At 40.1% G+C, this 18,123-nt stretch carries 13 protein-coding genes; 11 read left to right on the top strand and 2 right to left on the bottom strand.

The window, feature by feature from the left end; all coding sequences use genetic code 11:
• Positions 1–27: 27 nt before the first annotated feature.
• The 4 genes from GQR56_RS06905 to rlmB all read left to right on the top strand — a co-directional run bounded on the left by GQR56_RS06905 (position 28) and on the right by rlmB (position 4,964).
• Positions 28–642: a response regulator transcription factor gene (locus GQR56_RS06905; RefSeq protein ID WP_024612691.1), complete on the top strand. Its 615-nt coding sequence runs from the start codon at positions 28–30 to the stop codon at positions 640–642.
• Positions 643–797: 155 nt separating this feature from the next.
• A complete protein-coding gene (locus GQR56_RS06910; protein WP_166109725.1) occupies positions 798–1,532 on the top strand; it encodes an enoyl-CoA hydratase/isomerase family protein in 735 nt (244 codons plus the stop codon).
• A gap of 199 nt (positions 1,533–1,731) precedes the next feature.
• Positions 1,732–4,224 carry a ribonuclease R gene (gene rnr / locus GQR56_RS06915; protein ID WP_166109727.1) on the top strand — a complete coding sequence of 831 codons (2,493 nt, stop codon included), beginning with the start codon at positions 1,732–1,734 and terminating at the stop codon, positions 4,222–4,224.
• The gene (gene rlmB / locus GQR56_RS06920; protein WP_024612694.1) at positions 4,221–4,964 is read left to right on the top strand and encodes a 23S rRNA (guanosine(2251)-2'-O)-methyltransferase RlmB; all 744 of its coding nucleotides are present in this window, start codon (positions 4,221–4,223) and stop codon (positions 4,962–4,964) included. Before rnr ends, rlmB begins: the two co-directional genes overlap by 4 nt.
• Positions 4,965–5,301: 337 nt before the next feature.
• Here the strand turns inward: rlmB and GQR56_RS06925 are convergent, their stop codons facing one another.
• Both GQR56_RS06925 and GQR56_RS06930 read right to left on the bottom strand, forming a co-directional pair.
• Positions 5,302–7,458: a TonB-dependent receptor gene (locus GQR56_RS06925; RefSeq protein ID WP_166109729.1), complete on the bottom strand. Its 2,157-nt coding sequence runs from the start codon at positions 7,456–7,458 to the stop codon at positions 5,302–5,304.
• A 212-nt stretch (positions 7,459–7,670) separates the two neighbouring features.
• Positions 7,671–8,516, bottom strand: coding sequence for a LysR family transcriptional regulator (locus tag GQR56_RS06930; RefSeq protein ID WP_024612696.1), 846 nt, complete (start codon positions 8,514–8,516; stop codon positions 7,671–7,673).
• A gap of 126 nt (positions 8,517–8,642) precedes the next feature.
• Between GQR56_RS06930 and GQR56_RS06935 the strand changes: the two genes are divergently transcribed.
• The 7 genes from GQR56_RS06935 to GQR56_RS06965 all read left to right on the top strand — a co-directional run bounded on the left by GQR56_RS06935 (position 8,643) and on the right by GQR56_RS06965 (position 17,775).
• Entirely contained in the window at positions 8,643–9,242 is a 600-nt protein-coding gene (locus GQR56_RS06935; protein ID WP_166109732.1) for a hypothetical protein, read from the top strand.
• A 97-nt stretch (positions 9,243–9,339) separates the two neighbouring features.
• Positions 9,340–10,422 carry a glycine cleavage system aminomethyltransferase GcvT gene (gene gcvT, locus GQR56_RS06940; RefSeq protein ID WP_166109735.1) on the top strand — a complete coding sequence of 361 codons (1,083 nt, stop codon included), beginning with the start codon at positions 9,340–9,342 and terminating at the stop codon, positions 10,420–10,422.
• A 73-nt stretch (positions 10,423–10,495) separates the two neighbouring features.
• Positions 10,496–10,885 (top strand): glycine cleavage system protein GcvH, encoded by a 390-nt coding sequence (gene gcvH, locus GQR56_RS06945; protein ID WP_166109738.1) that lies wholly within the window; start codon positions 10,496–10,498, stop codon positions 10,883–10,885.
• A 175-nt stretch (positions 10,886–11,060) separates the two neighbouring features.
• The gene (gcvP, locus tag GQR56_RS06950; RefSeq protein ID WP_166109741.1) at positions 11,061–13,952 is read left to right on the top strand and encodes an aminomethyl-transferring glycine dehydrogenase; all 2,892 of its coding nucleotides are present in this window, start codon (positions 11,061–11,063) and stop codon (positions 13,950–13,952) included.
• A gap of 617 nt (positions 13,953–14,569) precedes the next feature.
• Complete coding sequence (locus GQR56_RS06955) at positions 14,570–14,770, top strand: hypothetical protein (protein ID WP_166109617.1); 201 nt, start codon at positions 14,570–14,572, stop codon at positions 14,768–14,770.
• A 516-nt stretch (positions 14,771–15,286) separates the two neighbouring features.
• Positions 15,287–17,167, top strand: a complete 1,881-nt coding sequence (locus tag GQR56_RS06960) for an NACHT domain-containing protein (RefSeq protein ID WP_166109744.1) — start codon at positions 15,287–15,289, stop codon at positions 17,165–17,167.
• Positions 17,164–17,775 (top strand): hypothetical protein, encoded by a 612-nt coding sequence (locus GQR56_RS06965; protein ID WP_166109747.1) that lies wholly within the window; start codon positions 17,164–17,166, stop codon positions 17,773–17,775. The genes GQR56_RS06960 and GQR56_RS06965 overlap by 4 nt, the downstream gene beginning before the upstream one ends.
• The last annotated feature ends 348 nt before the right edge of the window (positions 17,776–18,123 follow it).

Below are 18,123 nucleotides of genomic sequence, written 5' to 3' on the forward strand. Positions count from 1 at the left end.
AAATTAAAAAATAAGTGAATAAAAAGCATGATTAAAGTATTTTTAGTAGAAGACCAAGGATTAGTTCGCGATGCCATAGCAGCATTACTTGGTCTCGATTTTAATATAGAAGTGATAGGGCAAGCGTGTGACGGACAAGCCGCACTTGATCAATTATCTGGTTTATCTGACGAACTATTACCCGACATTGTGCTTAGTGATATAGAAATGCCAAATATAAATGGTATTGAATTGAGCGAAAAAATAGCTGCTAAATACCCATCTATTAAAGTAGTAATAATGACTACGTTTTCTAGAGCGGGTTATATAAGGCGCTCACTTTCGGCAGGTGTTAAAGGCTTTATTTTAAAAGAAGCACCAAGTGAAGACCTAGTCAATGCGCTAAAAAAAGTAATGCAAGGTCAAAAAGTGATAGATCCTGAGCTTGCTATTAATGCTTTAGATGACTCCGATCCGCTTACCGATAAAGAACGTAAAGCGCTTAAACTCGCAAGCGACGGACTTAAAACAAGCGAAATAGCCAAGCAGTTGTTTATAAGCGAAGGCACTACACGTAATTACCTTTCAGACGCCATTGCTAAATTAAATGCGACTAACCGAATAGATGCTGCTCGTATAGCAAAACAAAAAGGCTGGCTATAAGCCAATACATAAATTAAGCCAGTACCGTACAATTTTAGCTTTTTGTTTGCTATAAACAGTGGGTTTATAAATTATAAGTAAAGTATTACTATGCTAATTATAAAAGTAACGAACAGCGCTTAAAGTTGACTTAAATAGCGCTAAAAGAGGGCTTAATGGCAAATTTAATAGAACTAACAACTAAAAATAACATCGCTATACTTACCATGAATACCGCTGAAAACCGTCACAATCCAGCATTTTTGGCTGAGTTTAATTTACATCTTGATCATATCGAGGCAGATCAAAGTATTAAATCTGTTATTTTAACGTCTGCGAGTGACAAAAACTGGTCATTAGGCATTGATCTTCAATGGATGTCTGACCCAAGTATTTTACCGGCTGCAATTTCTGACTTTATGGTGCAAATAGGCGATTTATTTAAACGCATAGTTACGTTTCCTATGCCTGTTATTGCTGCATTAAATGGTCATACTTATGGTAATGGTGCTGTACTTGCTTGCGCGTGCGACTTTAGATTTATGAAGTCAGATAAAGGCTTTTTTTGCTTCCCCGAAGTTGATGTAATGGTGCCCTTTGTACCGTCTATGTTTCCTATAATTAATAAAGCGATTCCACAAACATTTTTTAATCGTTTAGCTATGTCGGGCTTGCGTGTAGGCGCTAAGCAATTATTAGATAGCAATGTAGCCGAAGATATTTTTACAAACGACGATACCTTACAGAGCGGCGTACTTGAGTTTGCCCAGCAGTTTAATAAAAACCGCTGGATATATGGACAAAATAAAACGCAAATGAATAAACAAATTTTATTAACAATGAAAGAAGAAGATCCAAGTTTTATTGATAATATAAGTAAAATGCTCTGGAAAAACCTACAAAAAAAATAGTATAAAATAAATGTTTTAGTAACTGCTACAACATAGCCATATACACTTTGTAATTAAGGGCTCGTTAAGTCCTGTTACGCTAGATTTTTAGGCTATACAGTTAGGTAAAAGTGCTTTCTTAAAAGTTTAATGGCTTTTACCTGTCTCATTTTAACTATATGGGTTAAAATGCCTATATAACCAACTAACAAGATAGTGAATGTCAAACCAAGATCCAAATCTCAGTCGAGAACAAGAAAAGTACGAAAACCCAGTCCCTAGTCGTGAGTTTATACTTACTCACCTTCAAGAGCGTTCAAAGCCCGCTAATTACGCACAATTATGTGAAGAACTAGCTGTAAACGATGAAGAACGCCAAATAGCATTTAAACGCCGCCTTCGCGCTATGGAGCGTGACGGACAGCTGTATTTTAATAAATCTAAATGCTATGCCCTAATTGACGAAGCCGGTTTAACCAAAGGCAAAGTAATAGGCCACAGAGACGGTTTTGGCTTTTTAGAAGTCGAAGGCGAGAACAAAGATTGGTTTATTGCTAAACACCAAATGAATATGGTGTTACATGGCGACATTGTACTAGCTAAAGGCACTAAACGTGGCTCTGGCTCAAAATGCGATGCACGTATTATAAAAGTGCTTACCAATGAGCGCGCCCCGGTTGTTGGGCGTTACTTTGTTGAGCACGGTATTGCTGTTGTTGTAGCTGAAGATCCGCGCATAACGCAAGATATAATGATTTTACCAGGCAACGATAACGGTGCCCGCCATAACCAAATGGTGCAGGTTAAAATTACACAAAATCCGAGTCGCAACATGAACGCGGTAGGTAAAATAGTTGACGTACTTGGTGAGCATTTAGCCCCAGGTATGGAAATTGAAGTAGCACTGCGTAACCACGATATTCCACATGTATGGCCAGAGGAAGTTGAAGCACAAGTTGCCCATTTAGGTGAGTTTGTTGATGAAGCTGACAAACAAGGTCGCGTAGATTTACGTGATTTACCACTGGTTACTATTGATGGCGAAGATGCTCGCGATTTTGATGATGCCGTATATTGTGAACCTAAAAAATCAGGTGGTTGGCGCTTATGGGTAGCCATTGCCGACGTATCGCATTATGTAGGAATGAACACGCCGCTTAACGAAGAAGCTATTACGCGTGGTAACTCAGTGTATTTTCCTGAGCAAGTAATTCCTATGCTACCAAAAGTGCTTTCTAACGGATTGTGTTCGCTTAACCCAAAAGTAGATCGCCTATGTATGGTTGCCGAAATAACCGTATCGAGTGCAGGCAAGCTTTCGGGTTATAAGTTTTACGAAGCGATAATGAACTCGCATGCACGTTTAACTTACACCAAAGTAAATGCTATTTTACAAAACGACGAAAAACTACGCGAAGAATACTCAGCCGTAGTGCCACATTTAACTGACTTACAGCAAATGTACATGGCACTTAAAGCAGCACGCCAAGAGCGTGGTGCAATTGAGTTTGAAACCCTAGAAACACGTTTTGTATTTAACGCTCAGCGTAAAATAGAATCAATAGTGCCAGTTATTCGTAACGACGCGCACAAACTAATTGAAGAGTGCATGATTTTAGCCAACGTATCGGCGGCTAAATTACTCGAAAAGTACGAAGCAAGCGCGCTTTACCGTGTGCATGACGAACCAGACGGCGAAAAACTAAGTAACTTTACTAAGTTTTTAGGCGAGTTAGGTATCGAAAGCACATTAAGCGACGAGCCAACGCCAAAAGAAATAACGCAAGTATTAGCCCGATTAGGCGACCGCCCAGAAGCAGAACTTATTCAAACTATGCTACTGCGCTCAATGAAACAAGCTGTTTACCAGCCAGATAACATTGGTCACTTTGGTTTAGCGTTATCGGCATATGCGCATTTTACATCGCCAATTCGTCGTTACCCAGATTTAGTCGTGCATCGTGCTATTAAAGCGGTATTAAAAGCACAAGGTCAGCAAACATCTGGCGAATATGCGTATACCGATGATGAAGTAGATCAACTTGGTGAGCAGTGTTCTACAACAGAGCGCCGCGCCGATGATGCAACTCGCGAAGTAGCCGATTGGCTTAAATGTGAGTTTATGCAAGATCACGTAGGTAGCGAGTTTAACGGTGTTATTTCGTCGGTTACTAACTTTGGTTTGTTTATTCGTTTAGACGATTTACAAATTGATGGGTTGATTCATGTTACTAACTTAGGCGAAGAGTTTTTTGCACACGATGCTGCAAAACATTGCTTAATTGGCGAACACACTAATACTGTTTATCGTCTTGGCGATAAAGTAACAGTGCAGGTTGCGTCGGTTAGTTTAGATGATCGCCGTATTAACTTAACGCTTAAAGGCGATGTTGCACAAGACAGATACTCACGCCGCCGTGCGCCAAAAGGTGCAGGCAAATCTGGTCATGCACCAGCAAGCGTACGTTCGCAACTAAAAGCAGGTAAAGTACCAGGTAAAAAGTCGCACAGCGATGACAAACCAAAAGGTAAAAAAAAACCAGCGAATAAAGATAAAGGTAAACCTGTAAATAAGTCTGCAACTAAACCCGCAGATAAAAAAGCAGCAGACACCGCAGTAAAGAAAAAACCAAAAAAGAAGGCTGTTAAAAAGCCTAAAAGAGCAGGCAAAAATGCCCGTAAACGTACTAGCCCAGGAGCAGACAATACGTGAGTAATGAATTAATTTTTGGCTTTCATTCTGTTGAAGCAATTTTAGAAAGCGAGCCAGAGCGCTTTGTAGAAATTTACGCCCTTAAAGGTCGTGACGATAAACGCTCAACTCCGATTATTGATGAAGCACGTAAATTTGGTATTTCAGTACAGTTTATGCAGCGTAAAGCCCTTGATAGCAAATCAAAAGGCGAGCAACATCAGGGTATTATTGCTAACGTAAAAGCAGCGCCTACGTTTAATGAAAAAGATCTTGATGCGATCATTGCCCGTGAAGACACACCGTTTTTACTTGTACTAGATGGCATTACCGATCCGCATAACTTAGGTGCATGCCTACGTAGTGCAGACGCGGCAGGTGTTCACGCTGTAATTGTACCTAAAGATCGCTCTGCAAAGCTTAACGGCACAGCACGTAAAGTAGCCTGTGGCGCAGCCGAAACAGTACCACTTATTCAGGTTACTAACCTTGCACGTACGCTTCGTGAAATTAAAGATGCGGGCGTATGGGTTGTAGGCACCGCTGGCGAAACTGATAACCACGTATTTGACGCAAGCTTAACAGGTCCTATGGCTATTGTTATGGGTGCAGAAGGCGAGGGCATGCGACGCTTAACGCGTGAGCATTGCGATATGCTCGTTAAAATCCCTATGGCGGGTACTGTTTCAAGCTTAAACGTATCGGTAGCCACGGGTATTTGTTTGTTTGAAGTATTACGCCAACGTAACGCAAATAACTAATAAACTAATATATAAACGATAAGTTTTATGTATTAAAAAAGCCGAGATTGAAATTCAATCTCGGCTTTTTTGTGTCTGTAATTTACGCTTTTAACTTTGCACCAATTGTACTGAATTGATGCTCTATTATAGCTATGGGAAAATAGCTTTATAGCAAGGCAAAAATAACGAAATATAGTTGTTCTTATATGAGTTATTTTTAACGCAGCTAGTGAACGATTTCTCCTATACAAAGCGCAGGTAAACGGTTTAATAACAAGGCAATAATTTAGATGTGTAGTGCTTTTACATAAAAAATTATTAACGCTGTTAGTGAACCGTTTAACCAGCTTTAAGCTTAAAAGCTATAAGTGTAGCCCATCTGTACAGTACGTGGCTTACCTGGCTGAATGCCACCGTTTGAGCGGTTAGCAACGTATGTTTTATCAAACAGGTTATCAACGTTTAGGTATACTCTTTGATTATCATCAATTAAGTATTTAGCAGCTAAATCCCACACTACGCGGCTATCAATTGCGTTTAAGCCCGACTCAGTTAAGTTAGCGTGCGCATCAGACACATAACGTACTTGGCTATTAACTACAAATGCAGAAAACTCAGCACCTAACGATAACGCTACTTGGTTTTCTGGTACGTAAGGCATTGCATCGCCTTTTTCTACCGTGCCCCAAATTTCTGAATCAAAATCGTTTTTAAACTCAGAGTCTGTGTAAGTGTAAGTTAATTTAACAGGGAACATTGCTGCGTCAGTTGCAAAAGTACGTGCCGCACTAAATTCAAAGCCTGTTACTTCTACTTCACCGTAGTTATATTGATCGCCAATATTCTCATCGCTACAACCAACAGCCGCAGTACAGTTACCGTGCATGTTGTCGTAGTCAGAGTAAAACGCAATTACTTCACCGCTAAAGCCATCCATATTAAAGCGAGAGCCAAACTCAATGTTTACACTCTCTTCTTCTTCTTGGTCAGCATTGCCTGGTGCTGCTGGAGCATACCCTTTTTGAATACCGGCAAGAAATGTCACGTTTTCGTTAAGAGTATAAGTAGCACCTAACGATGGAACTAAAATTTCTGTATCGTTCGACACATCTTTAGTTAAACCGTTGCTGCGAGTTGGATCTGATTTAGACCACTCTTCACGTGTAATAGTAATATCTTCATAACGAAGACCTGCACTTACTACTAATGCGTCAATTGTCCACTCGTCTTGAATAAACAAAGTACTTGCTTCTGCGCTATCTACACGGTTGCTGTCAGAGCCTGGAATGCCTTGCTCTGTAAGCGTTAAGCTTAGGTCTTGATTAAGCGTGTATGTGTCTTCCCACTGAAAACGATCCATTTCATCTTCATGGTAACGCACACCAACAGTCACATAGTGATCGCCTGCAGGAATATGTAATTCAGACTGAATCCCTTTTGCTTGGTAATCGCGGTTATTAGCTTTAATACCAATACCTTCAATGCCTTCGCTTGTAGGGTTTGCTTCAAAGTTACTGTATTGCTCTAAAACGCTTTCGCTTACTTGGCTGGCTTTATACCAGTTACGATGAAAATCGTTTAAGTAAGCCGTTGCTAAAAATTCGTAGCCATCACCAAAACGATACGCGTAGTTAAGCTGGTATGCATTGTGGCGAGTGTTCATCTCATCGTTTTGCGATGCAGCATAACGGCGATAAGGACTTTGTTGATAATCTTCGTCTGTTAAGCCCATGTATGTTTCGTCTGACGTTTCGTCAGAGTACTTAATTTTTAGCTCAAGATTATGCGCATCGTTTTGACCAAACGTGTGACCAAACTTTAATAGTAAATCTGTTTTTTCAAAGCCGGTGTTGTCATCGCCTACTGGCAGCTCTTTAAAGCCGTCTGCGCCGTAAGTAAATATTTCGATTAAACCTGCTGTATTATTTTTTTCTTTACCAAAGTAAGCGTGACCTTTGTAGTAACCGTCGCTACCAAGGGCTGCATCTACCATACCTTTTGAGCTATTTGGCTCAGTTGGTAAGCTGCGCGAAAGTAAGTTTAAAACACCACCCGTAGTACGAGGACCATACTTAACTGAGGCTGCGCCTTTTAAAACTTCAATAGACTCCATACGACCCACAGTAGGGAAGTAATAAGCAGAAGGTGCAGAGTAAGGTGCTGGTGCAACTAATACACCGTCTTCCATTACCGATATTTTATCGTTACGACCAGTACCTGTGCCGCGCATACCAATATTAGGGCGCAGACCGTAGCCGTCTTCTTCTTGCACGTAAACACCTGGAACAGACGCCAAAACGCGAGAAATATCAGTAAATTTGAATTTTTTAAGTTCTTCTTCAGAAATAAATGTAGCCGAACCCGGAATATCGTTAATTGCTTGTTCTGAGCCAATAACAGTAATTTGTTCAAAGCGTTGTTCTTTATTGCTGGTGTCTTTTGCTATTGCAGTAGCACTAAAAGACAAAGCAACCGCAGTTGCAAGGGTCGATACTAAAAATTTAGGGTTCATTGTGTTCCTAATCATGTCAATTATCTCAATTGGCGTAATTTGAACACGTTAACGAATACGAATCAATGTTATTAACTGTTTAACTATCCTGTTTAATAGAACTAAAAACACCTGCTTATGCAACTTTGTTAACTAAATTGTTTCTTTTGTATTGATTTGTAATTGCTTTACTAGTTATAAAGGCTGGATTAATTATATGTACTATATGAGCGCTAGCCCAAGCGTAGGGCTATAAATTCAGCGAGTTTATCCACCGCGTTTTCCGACTCACCCGAACTTTTAACTAAGCTAATACCAATATTACCAAGAGCAGGTAAATGCTTGGTTTGAACCTGATAATTAAGCTCACTCGGCACTGTACTTTTGGCAAGTACCGTAATACCTAAGCCTTCTTTTAATGCAGCAATAAGGCCGGTTAAGTCGGCGTTGCTATATACAATTCGGTATTTTATACCTGCACTTTTTAATGCATCGGTAGCGCGGCGACGGTAAATACATCCCTCAGGAGCGGTAACTAAAGTAACCACCTCGTTTTGAGCAATCGATAAATCGCCTACCCATACGAGTTTGTCTTGCATAAAAATAGGAAACTTATCGGAGTTAAGTCGCTCATTTAGCGCCAGCACTAAATCAAACTGATCTTGGCGAGACGCCGAAAGCAAATGCTTACTCAAACGAGATTTAACTTCTAGCGACACCTCAGGGTAGAGCGCCACAAAGTCGCCAATAATTGAAGGTAAAATACGCGCCGCAAATTCGCTCGGAATACCCAAGCGTACTTTACCTGCAATGTTTTCTGAGGTGAACTGCTGCAAAATAGCATCGTTGTGTTGCATCATCTGCTTTGCCATAGGCAGTAATAGCTCGCCGTATTGATTAAGTACTTGGCGTTGACCCTGTTTTTTAAATAATTTATAGCCAAGCACATCTTCTAAACGTTTTATTTGTAGGCTTACAGCGGGCTGCGATAAGCCAAGTAAGTCGCCTGCTTTAGCAAAACCACTTACCTCAACTACCATTACAAAGGTGCGTAAGCTGTCGGTTGATATGTTTTTCATATTTATAATTACAATTTATATGGCTATATATATAAGTATTATTTATCAATTGATAAATAATTACAATTTGTTGTTACTCACCTCGCGCAATATACTTTTAGTATTGAAAATACATAGGTGTTTGTTATGACTTTTAATCCAATAATGTTTGCCCGCCACAGCAATGCTAACAACGCAGTTATTAACGCTTTGCAAGCAAACAACAATAACGTTGTAATGGATTTTAGCGGCAGCGAAGCCTCGGTATTTTTGAGCACCATTTTAGGTCTCGATTTAACAAAATTAACGGCCAGCGGCTTAGGATTTAAAGGCACCCTCGACGGCGACCTAAATTCTGATTACAGCTACGCAGTGTATTACTTTAGCGAAACCGCTTTTAGATTTGTATTGCACCACAGCGCAAGCCTTCAATTACAATCGCTCATAAACGAGCAACAACTTCGTTTTGATATTGATTATGTAATACGCACCGACCTAACTAGCTTTACTTTAAGTGGCGACAACGCGTTTGATACCCTAGTAAATGCTTTTAAGTTAACACCAGGTTTGCGCCTTTCTGACGCGCAACTATGTTACGGTGCGCAAAGTGGCGAAGTGTTTATTACCGCTATTGATAAAAACGACGAACAACATTTTGTACTTATAGCTAAAGCGCCAGAACTACAAAAATGGCAAAGCTATATGCAAGCGAAAGGTTTTGCACTTATGCAAAACAAAGCCGCGTAACAAATATAAAAAACAGGTGAGCATAACAATGCTCACCTGTTTTTAGATCTATTTAAGCCATGCCCTCTAAGGGTTAATTTAAACGTGAAGGAATGTTATGACTTCTAAAACTGTACTACATGCTAAGCACCTAGAAGCGGGCGCAAAAATGGTTGATTTTCATGGCTGGGAAATGCCAATCAACTACGGCTCACAAATAGAAGAACACAATAGCGTACGTACCGACGCAGGTATGTTTGACGTATCACACATGACTATTGTTGATATTGAAGGGTCTCAAGCAAAAGCATTTTTACGTAAGCTAGTAGCTAACGACGTTGCAAAATTAACCGTACCAGGTAAAGCGCTTTACACAGGCATGCTTAACGAGCAAGGCGGTGTAATAGACGACTTAATTATTTATTTCTTTAGCGAAACTTTTTACCGCTTAGTTGTTAACTCAGCAACGCGCGAAAAAGACCTAGCGCATTTAGCTAACGTATCGAGCAAGTTTGACGTAACTGTTACAGAGCGTCCTGAGTTTGCAATGATTGCAGTACAAGGTCCTAATGCTAAAGCTAAAACAGCCACTCTTTTAAATGCTGAGCAACAAGCCGCTGTTGAAGGTATGAAGCCGTTTTTTGGTGTTCAAGTAGGTGATTTATTTATTGCCACAACGGGTTATACTGGCGAAGACGGTTACGAAATAGTAGTACCGAACGACCAAGCAGCCGATTTATGGCAACAACTGCTAGACGCAGGTGTTGCGCCTGCTGGTTTAGGTGCACGCGACACGCTGCGTTTAGAAGCTGGTATGAACCTTTACGGTCTAGATATGGACGAAAGCGTATCACCACTTGCTGCTAACATGGCATGGACCATTGCATGGGAACCAGAGAGTCGTGACTTTATTGGTCGTGACGTACTTGTTAAGCAACGCGCAGAAAAAAGCACCGACAAACTAGTTGGCTTAGTGTTTGAAGAAAAAGGCGTTTTGCGTAGCGGTTCTAAAGTAATTGTTGACGGTGGGATAGGTATTATTACTTCTGGTACTTTTTCACCAACACTTGGTTTTAGTGTAGCCCTTGCACGTGTACCACGTTCAACAGGCGATACAGCTCAAGTAGAAATGCGTAAAAAATTAGTAAACGTTAAAGTAGTAAAGCCTAGCTTTGTACGTAACGGTAAATCAATACTTTAAATAATTTGGTTATACCAATCAGAGCAATTACTTTGATTGGTATTCTCCCAATGTAAACCAAAGGACGAATAAAATGAGCAACATTCCTAGCGAGTTAAAATACGCACCTTCACACGAGTGGGTTCGCAGTGAAGGCGACGGTACATTTACTGTTGGTATTTCTGAGCATGCACAAGAACTTCTTGGCGACATGGTATTTGTTGAATTACCAGAAGTTGGCGACGCAGTAGACGCTGGTGAAGACTGTGCAGTAGCAGAGTCGGTTAAAGCAGCATCAGACATTTACGCACCTATCAGTGGCGAAATTGTTGCTATTAACGAAGAACTTGAAGACTCACCTGAAACAGTAAACAACGACGCTTACGGCGATGGTTGGTTATTCCGTATTAAAGCATCTGACGAGTCTGAGCTAGACAACTTATTAGACGCTGAAGGTTACTCGCACACTATCGACGAAGAGTAATCACTCTTTGTAGGTAACTAAAAGCCCCGCGTGTTCTGTTTAGATATCGGGGCTTTTATGATTTTATAGCTCACTTTCCCATACACAGTAAGCCGTTAAATTATAAAAATTTTAAGTTATTGCTGTTTACCCATCAGCAGTAGCCACACTTTTTAGATCATAGGAATCTGGATTCATGTCAAACGCCAAATCTCTTGAAGAACTAGAGCAAAAGCAAGATTTTATTCGCCGCCATATTGGGCCAAGCCCAGCACAAGTAAGCGATATGCTAAGTGCTTTAGAAGTATCGAGTGTGCAAGAGCTGATCGACCAAACTGTACCTGCTAGCATTCGCTTAGAGCAGCCATTAACAGTTGGCGAAAGCCGTACTGAAGTTGAAACACTAAGCTACCTAAAATCAGTAGCAAGCAAAAATAAAGTTTTCAAATCGTACATTGGTCAAGGCTACCACCCAACTAACGTACCGCACGTAATTTTACGTAACGTACTAGAAAATCCAGGTTGGTATACAGCGTACACACCGTATCAGCCAGAGATTGCACAAGGGCGTTTAGAATCATTATTAAACTTCCAAACTATGACTCTAGATTTAACTGGTCTTGATTTAGCAAGCGCATCACTGCTTGACGAATCAACAGCGGCTGCAGAGGCTATGGGCCTTGCAAAACGCGTATCAAAAGCTAAAAAAGCAAATGCCTTTTTCATCGCAGACGACGTACACACACAAACAATCGACGTAGTAACAACGCGTGCAGAGCAGTTTGGTTTTGAAATAATTGTAGGTAAAGCAGAAGATGCCGTTAACCACGACATTTTTGGCGCATTGTTTCAATACCCAACTACATCAGGCGAAGTGGTAGACATAACAGACCTAATTGCTGGCGTACAAAGCAAAAAGGCAATTGCCTGTGTTGCTGCCGACATAATGAGTTTATTACTATTAAAAGCACCGGGTAAGCTAGGCGCAGACGTAGTACTTGGTTCGGCTCAACGTTTTGGCGTACCTATGGGTTATGGCGGCCCTCATGCTGCATTTTTTGCAACACGTGACGCATACAAACGTTCATTACCAGGTCGTATTATTGGTGTATCTAAAGACCGTTTAGGTAACGACGCACTACGTATGGCAATGCAAACGCGCGAACAACACATTCGCCGCGACAAAGCCAACTCAAACATTTGTACAGCGCAAGTATTACTTGCCAACATGGCAGCGTTTTACGCGGTGTACCACGGCCCACAAGGCTTAAAAACTATCGCGCAGCGTATACATCGCTTTGCTGATATTTTAGCAAGTGGTCTTAAAGCTAAAGGCATCGCACTTAAGCACAGCACATGGTTTGATACGCTAACAGTAGTAAGCGACAACAAAAACGACGTAACAGCACGTGCAATTGCAAAAGGCGTAAACTTTGCAACAAACCACGAAGGCGAGTACTCAATTTCGGTATCAGAGACAACAACACGTGCCGATATTGCACAGTTATTCGATATTATTTTAGGCGAAGGCCATGGCCTAAGTGTTGACGCTATTGCAGCCGACGTTGAAGCAAATGGCAGCGAGTCAATACCTGCAAGTTTAGTACGTGACGACGAAGTACTAACGCATCCAAACTTTAACAGCTACCACAGCGAAACAGACATGCTTCGCTATATTAAGCGACTAGAAAGCAAAGACTTATCGCTTAATCACTCAATGATCTCGTTAGGCTCATGTACCATGAAACTAAATGCGACCGCTGAGATGATCCCAATTACGTGGCCTGAGTTTGCAAACCTTCACCCATTCTGCCCGCTGGATCAAGCAGAAGGTTACCAAATAATGATTGGCGAGCTACACGACTGGCTAGTAAACATTACTGGTTACGATGCAGTATCACTTCAGCCAAACTCTGGTGCACAAGGTGAATACGCAGGCTTAATCGCGATTCGTAAATACCACGAGTCACGCGGCGACGCACACCGTAATGTATGTTTGATCCCAAGCTCTGCGCACGGTACTAACCCTGCATCAGCGCAAATGGCAAGCATGAAAATTGTGGTAGTTAACTGCGACAAAAACGGTAACGTAGACATGGTTGACCTTAAAGCGAAAGCTGAAGAGGTTGCTGAAAACTTATCGTGCATCATGATCACATACCCGTCTACGCACGGTGTATACGAAGAAACAATTCGCGAAATTTGTGACATTATTCATGAGCACGGCGGCCAAGTTTACATGGACGGCGCAAACATGAACGCGCAAGTTGGCGTAACAAGCCCAGGCTTTATTGGTTCAGACGTATCGCACTTAAACTTGCATAAAACGTTTTGTATTCCACACGGTGGCGGTGGTCCAGGTGTTGGCCCAATTGGTGTTAAATCGCACCTTGCGCCATTTATGCCAAACCACAGCGTAATTAACGTACCAGGTACTAACATCGGTAACGGTGCGGTATCGGCAGCGCCTTACGGCTCAGCCGCTATTTTACCTATTTCATGGGCTTACATCACCATGATGGGTTCAGAGGGCTTAAAACAAGCCACTGAAATGGCAATCGTTAATGCTAACTACTTAACGCATGAGCTAAGCAAGCACTTCCCAATTTTATACCGTGGTCGTAACAACCGTGTTGCTCACGAATGTATTGTTGACCTGCGCCCGCTTAAAGAGCTATCAGGTATAACTGAAATGGACGTAGCTAAGCGCTTGCAAGACTACGGCTTCCATTCACCCACTATGTCGTTCCCAGTAGCTGGCACATTAATGATTGAGCCAACTGAATCTGAGTCAAAAGGCGAAATTGACCGCTTTATCGAAGCAATGGTATCAATTAAAGGCGAAATTGAAAAAGTAATTTCTGGCGAATGGTCAATCGAAAACAACCCGCTAGTGTTTGCACCGCATACACAAGGCGACGTGTTAGGTAACGAATGGGACCGTGCATACGACCGTTTTTACGCTGCATTCCCAGTGCCTGCAGTAGCTAAAAACAAGTTCTGGCCAACCGTTACTCGTATAGACGACGTATACGGCGACCGTAACTTGGTATGTTCATGCCCACCGGTTGATACTTACCGCGACTAAGAGCAGAGACTGATTTTTGACCTTTAATGGGTATTAAGTTCCATTATAGTTTGGGAATTTATTAAAATTATAAAAGCCGTTGCAGCAATGCAACGGCTTTTTTGTGTGTGTTTAAACATTGTAGACGCACAGCTTGCTGACGTGTTGGGCGCAGCCCAAAAGGTGTTTAATTGTTGTAGGCGTTAAGCTTGCTGACGTGTTGGGCGATAGCCCAAAAGGTGTTTAATTTTTGTAGACGCGCAGCTTGCTGGCGTGTTGGGCGACAGCCCAAAAAGTGTTTAAGTTTTGTAGACGTGCAGCTTGCTGACGTGTTGGGCGACAGCCCAAAAGTGTTTAAATTTTGTAGGCGCATACTTTGTTTGCTTTTGGCTCATCTAGTAATTAGAAACCTTATTCAAGGTTTGTCGCGCTGGCGACCGCAGCCAAAGAGGGGCTATAGATTTTCAAACTTAACTCTGCTGCAAGTAATTCATCCCTGAAGCTGGGTTCCTGTCAGCATCCATGCTTCCACTTTCTCGCGCTGCGAAACTTCGTTTCGGTCACTCCTCACCCACGGCGCCCCGAGCATCACGCTTAATCCTTCAATGCACAATTGATGTGAACGTAAACGCCATGAAATGCATTACTCATCAATCGCTTATTTTCAGGGCGTAATGACGGGGAAGGGTGTTAAACGTGAGGTTGGTGTTTGGTTTTGGCAAGAAACAAGACCTGACCCTCTGTATTTGGGCGTAGGTTGGGAAGAGTGTAACGAAACCCAACGAATCACAAATATACATACTCGCTTAAAAGCCAAGAGTATGTGTTATTTGTTGTAGGCGTTTAGCTTGCTGACGCGCGGGCGGCAGCCCGAATAAGTATTTGAATAGGTGTTTGAGGTTATCGTCACCGATAATGTGAATGCGTTTCGCGCTTTTAGAGAAGAAACCTTATTCAAGTTTTTTTGCCAGATTGCTGGCGGCAACTAAGGGGCGGCTACCGCCGACCGCCCCTTGGAACCCCACGACGCCCCGAGCATCACGCTTAATCCTTCAAACCACAATTGATGTGAACGTAAACGCCATGAAAGCACATCCATGTACAAACATGGCTTTCATTTCATCCATGAAATGCATTACTCATCAATTGCTTGTTTTCAGGGCGTGATGACGGGGGACGGTGTTAAACGTGAGGTGAGTGTTTGGTCTTGGCTGGAGGCAAGTGCTGACCCTAGTGTTACTGAACATAATTCTTTTATCAAAGAAATTAAATTAATTAGCAGATATAAACCTTAAACTTAAATTGTATATCACTGATATAAATAATGTATTTATTTTCTCTAGTAAAGGACGTACATGATTTCGAATAGGAATAAACCATTCTCAGGGCTAACTAAATTATTCAAAGTATTTTATTCTCAATTATCAGAGCATGAAATGGCTGAATTTAATCAGTGGATAGATGAACCGCTCATCAAAAGTGTAGTAGAAAAAATTCGAAGAGTGGAGTACGTGCCGACTATTTATAAAAAAGAAGAGCCTAATAAAATAAGAGATTTTTACTACCCTTCAAAAATCGTAAGTAAGTCATCTAAGTCTAGCGGCCAATTTTTTAATACGAAGCTGTTGGCTGATTTTGAAGCTGATCGCTCTATAATCATTGAAGGTACTGTTGGTCAGGGGAAGTCTATTTTATTAAGGTTTTTGTTTATAAATGAATTGAATACTTACAGTAGTTTTCCAATATTTATAGAATTAAAAGACATCAATAAGGATGAGGATTTAGATTCAGTTATATTAAACAAGATCAATTCACTGGGATTTAGATGCTCAATCGAGCTATATAAAAAGCTTACTGAAATAGGTTTGTTTTCTTTTTTTCTTGATGGTTTCGATGAAGTTCAACATGAAAGCAGAAAAAAATTAATGACAGAAATAAGTGAGCTCAGTTCAATTATACCAAGCAATAAGTTAATTGTTTCATCTCGGCCAGAGAATGAAATACAGCGATTAGCTGGTTTTGAAATTTATAAAATAAAACCTTTAAGAAAGCCAGAGCAAGTAAGTTTTGTTAAAAAGCTAATTGAGTGCGAACCTAATTCATTTCAAAGAACTACATTGTTAAAAAACTTAGATAGCTTACCAGCTAAGTTGAGAGAGGTTTTAGAAACTCCGTTAGTTTTGACAATGTTTTCAATGGTGTATAGGCGTGAGGTGAAAATACCTGAAAGCTATTCTGATTTTTATAAAAAACTCTTTGATACATTAGTTTCTGAACATGATGGTTTGAAAGTTGGCTATACTAGGCCAACTTTTAGTGGTTTCAATGCGGATGAGCTAAAAGAGGTTATTGAACATATTTCTTTTTCAATACGTAAAAAAGACGACTTTGATAGCAATAAGGAAAGCTTCTTAAGTGTAATCAGAGAGTGCTTGAGTGATTCATGCAAAAATACTGCGCTAAGTGAGAAAGTATTCGAAGATATTGTAAAGAACACTTGTATAATACAAAAAGATAATCATAAGTATAAATATATACATGATTCAATAATAAACTACTTCTCTGCATCTTTCATTAAAAACCAAGCCGATGATAAATCGTCTTCTCAATTCTATGAGAGTAGTTCTGTGAAATGGAAGAAATGGAAAGATGTCCTAAACTTTCTAGTTGAAATTGATAAAATAAGATTTTATGAAAACCTCTACCTTCCGGGGATTAAAAACTTATTCGAAAAGTCTAAATTGCCAAATCAGTTTGTTTTTACTAAAAATAGCGCCAAGGACTTATTTAAAAACTTTCATTTATATGAAGTAGAAATGTATGATATTGATGATAAAACTGTTGTTACTAAAGAATTAGGTATTTATTTTGAGTCGGTAACATCATTCGTAATCGATAGGCATTTTGTTTATCTCAGGAGTGTGACAAATAATCAAAGGGGGCAGGTGAATGTTAAAAAAATATCTAACGATTTTTATGAAATAATTTGTTCTAAAATATCTGCGGCAGATTTGACACGTACTATAAGGGAGAAAGGGAAATTTACCAATAATACAAGTTTTAAAGCCTGGACATTACCTTTAAATGAAGTTTTAGGGGGGGCGGAGTTGGATGGTAAGTTTTTGACTTTAATAAATAAGCTACCTTTGGATGGTATAAAAGAAAAATACCATGAGATAACTAAGGTTATCAAGAAAAAAGAAGACGCTAAGGAAAAAGGAAAATTTGTAGTATGAACATTAATTGGTCACTAATTAGAGGGGTCGGTAATAGTTCTCTTGTTAAAAGCAACTACTTTTGGCTGTTTTTACTACCTTTTATTTATAAAAATTTAGATTTACTACAAAGTGCCTTTGGCTTTGAGTTAAAGTTTTCTTTTTCAATAAACAGACTTTTTTATGCATCACTTTTTTTTGCACTCGGTACAATTATATATCAATTTAGGTGTCCAAAAATAATTAAAGAATATAGTAGTTATGATGATTTCAGAAGTGATATGAAAAATACTCAGCACATAGTCGATTACTATGTTGATTCCTATAAGATGCCTTTTTCAAAGTTAGATATTAAAGGTTATTCTGCTAGTTTAAAAGAACTTGATACGCAGGTTGCTAATTTAAGAGAAAACTGCAGCCTTATTAGAGTCGAAGCTGGTGAAAATACACAACGGAGTTATATACATCCGGATAAAGAAAGGGAGTTATTTTGGCTTACATACTCAAAGCTCGATAGTAGCTTCTTTTACTCTAAGGCTGCAGTATTTATATTATATTTGTTAGGGATCATATGTTTGAGTGTTGTGAGTGTTGAGAATATAATTTTTACTCTTATTTATATAACTTGAATAAAGAAACCTTAAGGTTCACCCATTAGAAACTTCCGGTTAAGCATGCAGATGTAAACCAAAGGCACCAAATCTTGACTACATACCAAGTACCTAGGTTTATAGTTTATTGCTCGTTGAGTCAATTACCCTGCCGAGATCACGACGAGTAGAGTTTAAGAATGTGTTTACCATGTGATTAACCGTGGGAGAGTGCATGAGAAAATAAAGGGCAATGTTATTGCCCTTTATTATGCGCTTAAACTGAACCAAAGGGGTCAAATCCTGAGGGATCCCCACAATTGCTAATAAGCTACAAGCACTCGTGGCAATCCTTATTTAATTGCTTGAGTGCCTCTGAAAAAATTT

Origin of the sequence: Pseudoalteromonas sp. Z9A5 (assembly GCF_011378875.1) — a bacterium.
Classification (GTDB): Bacteria; Pseudomonadota; Gammaproteobacteria; order Enterobacterales; family Alteromonadaceae; genus Pseudoalteromonas.